Raw genomic sequence first — 11,027 nt, forward strand, 5'->3', positions numbered from 1 at the left:
TTTAAACTGCCGAATTGTTTTAACGGTGCGTTGATAAGTTTTGAAATATGAAGATTGCTTAAATTGGAACGATTCATGCTTTCGTAATTGGAGGCAGTTTACTGAAACGAAGCGGTTGCTGCAAAAAGCCAAACTAACCATCGGGCGAGGAAGAGATATTATGACTATTCGTGTCGCCATTCGTCACAAAACGACATATAACTTCGATAGGGCTGTATCCCTGTCGCCGCATGTATTCCGGTTACGTCCGGCGGTACATAGCCGAACTCCGATCAAGGCTTATACGTTACGCATTGAGCCGAAAAATCATTTTATCAACTGGCAACAAGACCCGTTTGGCAATATTCTGGCGCGCGTGGTGTTTCCTGGAAAATGCCGGAAACTCAGCGTTGAGGTTGAGGTCATCGCCGATATGACAGTGCTTAATCCCTTTGATTTTTTTGTCGAGGATTATGCCGAGAACTATCCATTCAACTACGATCCACTAACGCTCAAGGAACTGCAACCCTATCTTGAAATAGCTGAAAAAGGTCTTTTATTAAAACATTGGGTAAAAGATTTCGATACCGGCAAGCGGCCTATCAATGATTTTCTGGTCGATATCAATCGCAAGGTTTTTGCGGCCATCGGCTATAACATTCGCATGGAAGTTGGCATACAAAGCTGTGAAGAGACGCTGAGAAAACGCAGTGGTTCCTGCCGGGATTCGGCATGGTTATTGGTGCAGATACTCCGTCATCTTGGGCTGGCCGCCCGTTTCGTATCCGGTTACCTGGTACAATTGACTGCCGATATAAAGGCGCTAGACGGGCCATCAGGCCCTGAGCACGATTTCACCGATTTACATGCGTGGGCGGAAGTTTACATACCCGGGGCAGGCTGGATAGGGCTTGATCCCACCTCGGGATTATTGGCGGGCGAGGGACATATTCCACTGGCTTGCACGCCCGATCCGGCCAGTGCCGCTCCTGTTACCGGCGGCATTGATGAATGTGAAGTGAAATTTGGATTCAGCAATGCCGTGGAACGCTTGCACGAAGACCCTCGTGTCACCAAGCCTTATACCGATGAACAGTGGTTTCACATTGATGCGCTGGGGCAGGCGGTTGACAAACAGTTGTCTGAGGAAGATGTCCGGCTGACAATGGGCGGTGAACCTACCTTTGTTTCTATTGATGATATGGAAGGCGCTGAATGGAACACGCACGCTGATGGTGCAAATAAGCGTGAACGCGCACAACAATTGACCATACGCTTACGCGATGTGTTTACAAAAGGGGCAATGCTGCATTATGGACAAGGTAAATGGTATCCGGGCGAACCTTTGCCACGTTGGCAATATGGCTTTTTTTGGCGTAAGGATGGCACATCAGTCTGGCGTAATCCGGCGTTGCTTGCCGATATTACCAAAGATTATGGTCATACAGTCAAACAGGCGCAAAAATTTATTCAGCAGCTAAGCCAGCGTTTAGGTATTCAAACCCGATATATAACCATGGCTTTTGAAGATAGGTTTTATTATCTCTGGCAAGAAGGCAGCTTGCCCGAAAATATTAATCCTTTAAAAAGCAATCTAAACGACCCGATAGAACGCAAGACCTTAACCAAATTATTGGATACGGGTTTAGATCAGCCTGTGGGTTTTACTTTACCGATTAAGTGGAATTGGTTAGGTCAATGCTGGAAAAGTGGCCCCTGGAATTTCCGACGCGGCGCGATGTTCCTGATTCCAGGCAACTCACCCATGGGTATGCGTTTACCGTTAGCCAGCCTGCCCTGGGTTGCGCCTGATAAACGTGATACCCAGGAACCACAAAGCCTGTTTGCGGACTTGCCGGAATTGGAAGATTATTATGGTGAGGTGACACGCCGCTACAGCCACATCGAAACCAAAACCATTGACCATCCAGACGTTATTGAACAGGAATCAGGGGATGATGACGCCATAGAGATCGAAGTGCCGCATACCGCGCTGTGTGTCGAGGCCAGGGAAGGTCGGCTTTACATCTTCATGCCGCCGTTGACATTGCTGGAACATTATCTTGATCTGGTCGCGACTATTGAAGCCACTGCCGAAAGCCTGGCGATGCCCGTCGTGTTGGAGGGTTATGAGCCGCCTCGCGATTACCGCATTGAACGATTAATGGTCACGCCGGATCCCGGCGTGATTGAAGTGAACATCCATCCATCCAAAACCTGGCAGGAATTGGTGGAAAAAACCACCATTCTTTATGAACAGGCGCACCAAACTAGGCTGGGCACCGAAAAATTCATGCAGGATGGTCGGCATACCGGTACTGGGGGCGGCAACCATATCACTATGGGTGCGGAAATGCCGGCCGACAGCCCCTTGCTGCGCCGGCCTGATTTACTGCGCAGCCTGATTACTTACTGGCAGCATCACCCCGGCTTGTCTTATTTGTTTTCAGGCATGTTTATCGGCCCTACCAGTCAAGCGCCGCGTGTCGATGAAGGCCAGGATGAAAAACTCTATGAGCTGGAAATCGCCTTTCAACAAATACCTGAAGGCGAAGTCCCCGAACCTTGGCTGGTTGATCGCTTGCTGCGCCATTTGCTGACTGACATAACCGGTAACACTCATCGTTCTGAGTTCTGCATTGATAAACTCTACTCGCCTGACAGTTCAACCGGAAGGCTCGGCATTCTCGAACTGCGATCCTTTGAAATGCCCCCCCATGCACGCATGTCGCTGGTACAAACGCTATTATTGCGCTCCCTGATTGCCTGGTTCTGGCGTGAGCCGTACAAGCACGATCTGGTGCGCTGGGGAACTGAACTGCATGACCGTTTTATGCTGCCGCATTATGTCCGCGAAGATATGAAACAGGTGACCAAAGACTTACAGCGGGCTGGTTTCAGTTTTGAAATGGAATGGCTGGATCCGTTTTTCGAATTCCGTTTCCCCCGTTACGGCAATACCCTGGTTGACGGTATCGATATGGAACTGCGTTTTGCGATTGAACCCTGGCATGTATTGGGTGAAGAGGTCAGCAGTACCGGCACTGCGCGTTATGTAGACTCATCGGTTGAGCGTCTGCAGGTATTGGTGACCGGATATACCGAGGGACGTTATGTCATAAGTTGTAACGGCAGGCGCTTGCCCATGCGCAACACCGGACGTAAAGGTGAATTTGTTGCCGGTGTGCGTTATCGGGCATGGCAACCGCCTTCGGCATTACATCCCACAATTGCGCCACATACCCCACTGATTTTTGACATAATCGATAGCTGGAATGGCCATTCAGTGGGGGGCTGCACCTATTATGTCGCCCATCCTGGTGGCCGTAGCTACGATGATTTCCCCGTTAATGATTACGCCGCAGAAACCCGGCGCATGACACGTTTTTGGGATTACGGGCATACGCCGGGGGTTATCATTCGCCCACCGCTGGCCATGACTCTAGTTGCAGCTTCAGATAAACCGCTGCTGGAAAGATTTAACATTACGGATGCAGCGCCCAGGGCTATGGCTCCGCCTGCTGAAGAGTTAAGTGAAGAATATCCGTTTACCCTGGATTTACGTCATCAGAATCGTTAATTGTAGGTGCAGATTTATCCGCATAGTTTTGCAGAGGCAGAATAGTGCTACCCATCCTGCCTCTCTACGCTTTAATTTTGGAGATTGATACAAATGACCGATAAATTAAAACTGCTGACCCCGGCAACATTGGCACTGGATAATAAAACTTACTCATTGCCGACTTACGAAGGTGTTGAGGGCGAGAAAGCGATTGATATCACCAAGCTACGCAGCCAGACTGGCTATGTGACACTAGATGACGGGTATGGAAATACTGGGGCTTGTGAAAGCGCCATTACCTATATCGATGGAGAAAAAGGCATCCTCCATTATCGCGGCTATCCTATTGAAGAACTGGCCGAAAACTCCCGTTTTACCGAAGTAGCCTATTTATTGCTGCATGGTGAGTTACCAAACAACGGGCAATTATCGCAATTTTTAACCCATCTTAATGAATCATCAATTATTCATGAAGACATGCACCATTTTTTTAACGGTTTCCCTCGTGGTTCTCACCCTATGGGCATTCTTGCCACTATGGTTGCATCCTTATCCACATTTTATCCGGTTCCCGATCATCTCGACGAAGCAACCGAAGTCCAAATTGTTGCCAACCTGATTTCCCAGGTGCGCACCATCGCGGCATTTTCTTATAAAAAATCCATTGGTGAACCACTGGTTTATCCTTCCTACAAACTTAAATATGTGCGTAACTTTCTCACGATGATGTTTGCGTCCCCAGTGCGTGATTATCAATTGGATGAAGATATTGTGCGGGCTATTGATATGTTTCTGATCCTCCATGCCGACCATGAACAAAACTGTAGCACGTCTTCGGTCCGTACCGCAGGTTCCAGTCTGGCCAATGTTTATGCCGTTGCTTCGGCGGGTATTTCCGCGCTATGGGGGCCTAGACACGGCGGTGCTAATCAACAAGTGATACAGATGCTTGAGCAGATAAACGCCGAAGGGGGTGATGGCATCGAGTTTATTAATCAGGCCAAAGACAAGAATTTAGCTAGCCGCCTGATGGGTTTTGGCCATCGGGTTTATAAGAATTTCGACCCACGCGCCATGGTATTAAAAAAGCATTGCGACAAATTGTTGAACAAACCCGGCATTTCAGACCCGTTATTCGATATTGCCCGGCGTTTGGAAGAAATCGCGTTGAAAGACGACTACTTCATTTCCAGAAAACTGTATCCCAATGTCGATTTTTACTCTGGCTTGATCCTCCGCGCCGCCGGGATACCCACTAATATGTTTACCGTTTTGTTTGCCATTGGCCGTATGCCCGGATGGTTAGCGCATTGGCGCGAAATGATTCATGGTGAAACGGTCACTATTTACCGGCCCCGCCAGATTTATGTCGGGGAACCATTGCGCCATTATCAGGACATTGACAATCGGACATGAAAAGCAACTGCGGCGTGATAGGCAATTTTTCGGTGTCTCACACCCCTTTCTGCCGGTGAAGGTTTAACAAGCTGACAATGAACAAAAAATTGGAATAACTCGTGCCTGATGCCAACAGCCCAGCCAACGATATTGGCACGCAATATTACGCAACCCAACTCGGCATCTACGATGAGATGTACGCGACTGAAAATAAAGCGTTACCTTATTGGGAGCGCTTTATGGGGGCGCTTGAAGCCATGGGCAGTGAGAAACTTGAGCTACGTCGCCATGAAGCCCAACGCTTATTGCGTGAAAACGGTGTTACCTACAATGTTTATGGAGATGCGCAAAAACTGACCCGGCCCTGGCTGCTTGATCCTGTCCCCTTATTGATTAGCAGCGAAGAATGGCTGGTTATTGAAGCAGGCCTTAAGCAACGGGCTGAACTGCTTAACCTGATCCTTAAAGACATTTATGGCAAACAAAGCCTGCTGAAAAAAGGCTTGTTGCCTAGTGACTTGATTTTTGGTCATGATGGTTTTTTGCATCCCTGTGCCGATGCATTGCAAAACCAGCAGCGACATCTGACACTTTATTCAGCGAATCTTGCCCGTGGCCCCAACGGGCGTATGTGGGTACTGGATGACCGTACCCAGGCGCCTTCCGGTTCGGGATATGCCTTAGAAAACCGGACAGTGATGACGCGGGTCCTGCCTGATATTTTGCGTGAAACACAGGTGCATCGCTTATCCGGTTTCTTTAAGGCGATGGGTAAGGGACTCGCTGAGATTGCGCCGCATAATAAAGAAGATCCCCGTATAGTCATACTCACGCCGGGGCCACTCAATGAAACTTATTTTGAACATGCCTATTTAGCGGCTCATCTTGGTTTTACCCTGTCCCAGGGAGGGGACCTGACGGTACGTGACGGTCGTGTATGGCTTAAATCATTGTCGGGACTGCAAGCTGTCGATGTTATTTTACGCCGCGTTGATGATTCTTTCTGCGATCCTTTGGAATTCCGCAGTGACTCGCAGCTGGGTGTGGCAGGACTACTGGAAATTGTCCGGCGCGGCAATGTCGCGGTTGCCAATCCTTTAGGCAGCAGTATTCTGGAAAATCCCGGCTTGCTGGCATTTTTGCCCAGATTAGCCCAGTATTTTTTAAATCAGGAACTTAAGCTGTCCTCGGTGGCGACCTGGTGGTGCGGCCAGCGTCGTGAGCGCGATTTTGTCCTGCAAAATCTTGATAGCCTGGTCATTAAGCCCATTAATCGTAGCCTGGGTAATCATGCCATATTTGTCGGCGTTTTAAGCAGTACAGAAAAAGAACATCTACGCAGCCAAATTTTAGCTAAACCACACTTGTTCGTAGGCCAGGAACAAATCAGTTTCTCCACACTACCGGCATTTATCGACAATCATATCGAACCGCGCAATGCCGTTTTACGCAACTTTGCCGTCGCCAGTGGGGACGGTTATGTGGTGATGCCAGGAGGGCTTACCCGTGTTGCCCGCCAAAAAGATAATTTTATCGTTTCCAACCAGGCAGGCGGAATCAGTAAGGACACCTGGGTATTGGCTTCTGAACCTAGTATGTCGGCCAGTTCATGGCCCCAACCCGTCCGTAATCAACTGAATGATGCGGTCACCGAACCACTGACCAGCCACGCTGCCGACAATCTATTTTGGGTGGGTCGGCAACTGGAGCGCATTGAAGCGTCAACCCGGCTGTTGCGGACCGTATTGCTAAAATTAAGGGAAACATTTGAATTCAAAGATCCCGTTGACAATGGATGCCTAACGGTTTTACTGCGCACCCTGACCCAGGTCACCGGCACTTATCCGGGTTTTGTAAAAGGCGATGCACAACTCTTGAAAACACCGGAGGCCGAGCTGCTATCACTGGCAAAAGACAGCCATCGCAGGGGTTCCCTGACGGCGAATATCCATGCCTTTGTGCAAGCAGCATTCAACATTCGCGACTTGTGGTCACACGATACCTGGCGCAGTGTCGATAATATTCGACGCCGATGGCAGCAACGGGTCATCAATAATGAAATCAATGCCGAACAGTTACAGATTCATCTGGATGACCTGATTACCGGCATCGTCGCATTTACCGGCTTAACCAATGAGAATATGACACGTGAAGCAGCTTGGTTGATGTTGGACAGCGGGCGACGGCTGGAACGTGCGCTGGCGCTTATTGCCTTGCTACGCTCAACATTGGCGCTACGGCACGAGGATGCTTTGCAAAATCAGGTGCTTGAGGCTGTCTTGGTTTCAACTGACAGCTTAACCATTTACCAGCGCCGTTACCGGGCCTTTATCCAGTTGCCAATGGTGCTGGAATTATTGTTACTTGATGAAACTCATCCCCGCTCGGTTGCCTACCAACTGCACCAGTTATCTATCCATATGAGTGCTTTGCCGCGAGGAAAAAACCAAAGCCACCTAAGCGAAGAGGAGCGTCTAATCTTAAAAGCTCACACAGGCCTACGCCTATGCAGTGCACTTGAATTAACCCAAGTTAATGAAAATGAAGGTGTCTATGCTAATTTGGAGCATGTTCTATCGAGTACTGCCGGTTTGTTATGGCGAATTGCAGAAGTTATCTCAGAGTCCTATTTTAGCCACTCTCAGGCTTCACAGCTTATGATAATAAAAGCGTCCGAGGATGACCTGTGAAATACCGAATTACTCACACCACACACTATCATTACAGCCAATCGGTTGGGCTATGCCAAAATGAAGCCAGATTACTGCCACGCAATTTCTGGCGTCAACACTGTGACAACAACCGCTTTGACATTAGGCCGATACCTATGGATTTTCGTGAGCGGGTCGATTTTTTAGGCAACCGTGTGACCTATTTTGCTATTCAACAACCCCACACTGAACTCATGGTCACCGCCATCAGCGAAGTGACAATCTTTCCCAAACAAAACACGCTGGATTTGTTTAACCCGATGACCTGGGAGCAGGTGCGCAGCCTGTTACAAGAAGCACCTTGGCAAGGCCAGTCACAGGGCCAGCAAGGCCAAAGCCAAATGCAGGATCAGGGTCTCGAAATACTGGATGCCCGGCAATACGTCCTTGACTCGCCAATGGTGACCATTACACCTGAACTTGCCGACTACGCACAAAGTTCATTCCTGCCCAATCGACCGCTGGTGGATGTCGTGCATGATTTAATGGTGCGTATTTACCAAGACTTCACCTATGATCCGACATTTACCACGATTGCCACCCCTTTATCCGAAGTTCTTAGCTTTCGTCGAGGCGTCTGTCAGGATTTTGCGCATCTGGCCATTGGTTGTTTGCGTGCATACGGAATAGCCGTACGCTACATCAGCGGTTATGTTGAAACTTTGCCTGAACCTGGCACACAGCGGCTGGTAGGTGCAGATGCCTCACATGCCTGGTTTTCAGTGTACATTCCCAGTATTGGCTGGCTGGATTTTGATCCAACCAATAATACCGTGCCACTAGACCAGCATATCACGTTGGCTTGGGGACGTGATTATTCCGATGTGACGCCGCTTAAAGGCATTGCTTATGGCGGCGGTCAGCATACGCTGTCGGTATCGGTGGATGTATTGAGGGTGGAATAAGGCACAAGGCTAAAGGCTAAAGGGCGGCCTGTTTAAAGATTGGTTTTTTCGCCTTTTGCCTTGCGCCTTTCACCTCATTAAATCAATTTTTAACTTAATGGAGTTTGTATGGTTTCTATTCATCTGATCGGCGGCGAAAAAGGCGGCGTGGGCAAATCTGTTGTTGCGCGTCTACTTGCGCAATACATGATTGACCATGAAATACCCTTTATCGGTTTTGATACCGATAGATCCCATGGTTCGCTGCTGCACTTTTACAGCGGCTATGCCTCACCTACAGTTATCGACAATTACTAAAGCCTGGATACCATTATAGAGACTGCTTCAGCACAGCCGGAACATCGCATTCTGGGTTGATCTTGCTGCACAAACCCATTATCCATTGGCGTTGTGGATAGAAGAATCGGGCGTACTGGAATTGGCGGAAGAGCTGGGAATTTCTATCTGCTATTGGAATGTCATGGATTCAGGTAAGGATTGTGTGGATTTGCTGAGCAAATTGCTCGACCAATTCGGCTCCCGGCTTAATTATGTCCTGGTGCAGAACCAGCTTCGTGACGATAACTTTAATATCCCGGAATTTTCGGGTGCCAATGACTGGGCGTTGGATTTGAATGCCAGGGTCATTACGCTAAAACGTCTTCATGCGCCGGTAATGACCAAGATTGACAGTAACAGCTACAGTTTTTGGGCGGCAATAAACAAAGATGCCGATAGCCTCAATGCCTTGGGTTTATTGGAAAGACAACGGGTTAAAATCTGGCTAAACCATGCTTATAGAGAAATTGATACGCTCGATGTTTGAAGCGTTTCATTGTGGAAAATATAGATTGTCGGGTTAGCAATAGTTGTCGGATTACGCTAACGCGAAACCGCCACCTAAATATTAATACCAGAAAACAGCTTATTTAAAGCAATCATGGGTTATTTACACAGGGCCTATCCACATGAAATTGAGGGTTAGTTGTAATCTCCGTTTCCAGATAGTTGAAACGAGCGTTTTAATTTTAATGCTGCGCCCATTCAGAGGTAGTCAGCAATGGATTAACCGCGAGGTTTATACTATATATCCTGCTATACGGTTGATAGAAAGTACCGACAGCTTTGGCAATTCGTGTCAGCATCTTCTTGCACCTGTCGGAAATTTTTCGATCCAAACCTCGGCTGAGGTCATGGTTACTGACAGTGTTGATGTTGCACCGGGGGCATATTTCGTTGAAATTCAACATCTTTCTAACGAAGTGCTGCCTTTTCTGTTACCCAGCCGTTATTGTGAATCTGACCGATTTGGAGATCTTGCCAGAGAAATAACCTTCGATGCCCTGCCGGGTTACGATCAAGTCAGCAAAATTACTGATTGGGTTCGCAATTCTATACAATATTTACCGGGCTCCAGTGAATTTCCACTCTCAGCTGTTGAAGTACATAATCGTGGCAATGGCGTGTGTAGAGACCTTGCTCAACTCGCCATAGCGCTCTGCCGCAGCATCAGCATACCCGCGCGATTGGTCGTCGGTTACCTGCATAATCTGCAACCTATGGATTTGCATGCCTGGTTTGAGGCCTATGTTGGCGATCGCTGGTATACATTCGACCCCACACAAAGTGACTTACGTGGCAGCAGAGTGATTATTGCTTTTGGACGCGATGCTGCGGATGTTTCCGTATTTCATCAGTTCGGTTCAGGCTGTCTAATGAACAGTATGGACGTTCGAGTTGATTTACTGGATAATTCAACCTTCATAAAGCGATAACAACAACTAAACGTTCATGTCTTATTGTATTGCAGCTTCTATCAACGAAGGACTTATTCTGGTTTCTGATTCAAGAACCAATGCCGGTATTGATAATGTCAGCACCCATGGCAAAATGCATGCGTTTGCTACCGCTAATGACCGTAAAATTGTTTTGCTGTGCGCAGGGAACCTTGCAACGACTCAAGCCGTTTTAGAGCAATTGCACCGCGATAAAATCAAGAACGCCCAGACCAACTTGAATACCGTGGAATGCTTATCCGAAGCAGCCTCCTATTTAGGGCATGTGAGCCTGGAAAAACAAAAACAGCATATGGATACCGAAGGACAATCCGCCTTTCACCCATCTGCAAGTTTTATTTTAGCCGGGCAAATTGGCACTGAGCCGCATGGGGCTTATATGGTTTATGCGGAAGGCAACAGCATAACAAGTTCTGCTAATACCCCTTTTTTACAAATTGGTGAAAGTAAATACGGCAAGCCCATACTGGATCGGTTTCTTAAATTGAACACTTCAATAGACGAAGCCGCACGTTGTTGCCTGGTGTCAATGGACTCTACCATACGCAGTAATGCCAGTGTCGGGCCGCCAGTAGAAATGCTGATTTACCGCAAAGACAGCTTTAGTTTTGATGAATATTATTGTTTTGACGACGACGATAATTATTTGCAGCAACTAAGGCGTAGTTGGGAAGCGAAGCTGCGCGAAGCGGTTGCA

Annotated in this window: 8 protein-coding genes; all 8 read left to right on the forward strand. The window is 48.1% G+C overall.

The annotated features are described in order from the left end of the window. Nucleotides 1-160: 160 nt before the first annotated feature. Entirely contained in the window at nt 161-3,559 is a 3,399-nt protein-coding gene (locus ACLQ6D_RS05295) for a DUF2126 domain-containing protein (protein WP_411726242.1), read from the forward strand. Between the two features lie 93 nt (nt 3,560-3,652). After that, entirely contained in the window at nt 3,653-4,957 is a 1,305-nt protein-coding gene (locus ACLQ6D_RS05300) for a citrate synthase (RefSeq protein ID WP_411726243.1), read from the forward strand. Nucleotides 4,958-5,058: 101 nt separating this feature from the next. Further along, a complete protein-coding gene (locus tag ACLQ6D_RS05305; RefSeq protein WP_411726244.1) occupies nt 5,059-7,629 on the forward strand; it encodes a circularly permuted type 2 ATP-grasp protein in 2,571 nt (856 codons plus the stop codon). Further along, complete coding sequence (locus ACLQ6D_RS05310; protein ID WP_411726245.1) at nt 7,626-8,555, forward strand: transglutaminase family protein; 930 nt, start codon at nt 7,626-7,628, stop codon at nt 8,553-8,555. Before ACLQ6D_RS05305 ends, ACLQ6D_RS05310 begins: the two co-directional genes overlap by 4 nt. A gap of 108 nt (nt 8,556-8,663) precedes the next feature. Continuing rightward, a complete protein-coding gene (locus tag ACLQ6D_RS05315) occupies nt 8,664-8,852 on the forward strand; it encodes a hypothetical protein (RefSeq protein ID WP_411726246.1) in 189 nt (62 codons plus the stop codon). 85 nt (nt 8,853-8,937) lie between these two features. Next, a complete protein-coding gene (locus ACLQ6D_RS05320; protein ID WP_411726247.1) occupies nt 8,938-9,360 on the forward strand; it encodes a hypothetical protein in 423 nt (140 codons plus the stop codon). Nucleotides 9,361-9,637: 277 nt separating this feature from the next. Continuing rightward, nucleotides 9,638-10,309, forward strand: coding sequence for a transglutaminase-like domain-containing protein (locus ACLQ6D_RS05325; protein ID WP_411726248.1), 672 nt, complete (start codon nt 9,638-9,640; stop codon nt 10,307-10,309). 16 nt (nt 10,310-10,325) lie between these two features. Next, on the forward strand, nt 10,326-11,027 hold a 702-nt coding region (locus tag ACLQ6D_RS05330), incomplete at its 3' end, for a peptidase (RefSeq protein WP_411726249.1).

Source organism: Methyloglobulus sp., from assembly GCF_046714055.1.
In the GTDB taxonomy this organism is placed as follows: Bacteria; Pseudomonadota; Gammaproteobacteria; order Methylococcales; family Methylomonadaceae; genus Methyloglobulus.